1 protein-coding gene is annotated in these 947 nt (G+C 65.5%); it reads left to right on the top strand.

The window, feature by feature from the left end:
• Window positions 1–879, top strand: an 879-nt coding sequence (locus CWO91_RS42315; protein ID WP_130221189.1) for an IS256 family transposase, incomplete at its 5' end; no start/stop codon positions are given.
• Window positions 880–947 lie beyond the last annotated feature (68 nt).

The following is a 947-nucleotide window of genomic DNA, read 5'->3' as shown; positions in this document are numbered from 1 at the left end:
CAGGGCGTCTCGACCCGTTCGGTGGACGACCTGGTGCAAGCGATGGGCATGACCGGCATCTCGAAGAGCCAAGTCAGCCGGCTCTGCGGCGAGATCGACGACAAGGTGAAGGCCTTCCTCGCCCGTCCGATCGAGGGTGACTGGCCGTATTTGTGGATCGACGCCACCTACGTGAAGGTGCGCCAGAACGGCCGCATCGTATCTGTCGCGGTGATTGTCGCGGTCGGCGTTAATAGCGACGGCAGGCGCGAGGTTCTCGGCATGGACATTGGGCCGTCCGAGGCCGAGACGTTCTGGACCGCGTTCCTGCGCAAGCTCGCTCGCCGCGGCCTGCGCGGCGTCAAGCTCGTCGTCTCCGATGCTCATGAGGGCATCAAGGCCACCGTGGCCAAGGTGCTCAATGCCAGTTGGCAGCGGTGCCGCGTCCACTTCATGCGCAACGCACTGGCCCATGCAGGCAAGAGCGGCCGGCGCGTCGTCTCCGCCTTCATCGCCACCGCGTTCGCCCAGGACGATGCCGAGGCCGCTCGCACGCAGTGGCGCAAGGTCGCCGACCAGCTCCGTCCCAAGCTGCCCAAGCTTGCCGGCTTCCTGGACGAGGCCGAGACCGATGTGCTGGCCTACATGACGTTCCCACCGCAGCACCGGACCAAGCTGCACTCGACCAACCCAATCGAGCGCCTTAACGGCGAGATCAAGCGGCGGACCGAGGTCATCGGCATCTTCCCCAATGAGGACGCCATTGTCCGTCTCATCGGCGCGATCCTGCTCGAACAGAACGATGAATGGGCCGTCCAGCGTGCCCGCTACATGACGCTGGAAACCATCGCGCCGTTGAGCGATGATCCAACCGTCAGCCTTCCGGCAATCGCCAGCTGATCAGCCCGGCCCATGCCGGTGAACGCGGTGACCCGCCGCCAGCTACACCACGCGACGGGACACGATCC

Origin of the sequence: Bradyrhizobium genosp. SA-3, from assembly GCF_004212635.1 — a bacterium.
GTDB lineage: Bacteria > Pseudomonadota > Alphaproteobacteria > Rhizobiales > Xanthobacteraceae > Bradyrhizobium.
Note: the sequence above shows the minus strand (reverse complement) of the source record. Positions and strands in the feature narration are given on the sequence as shown.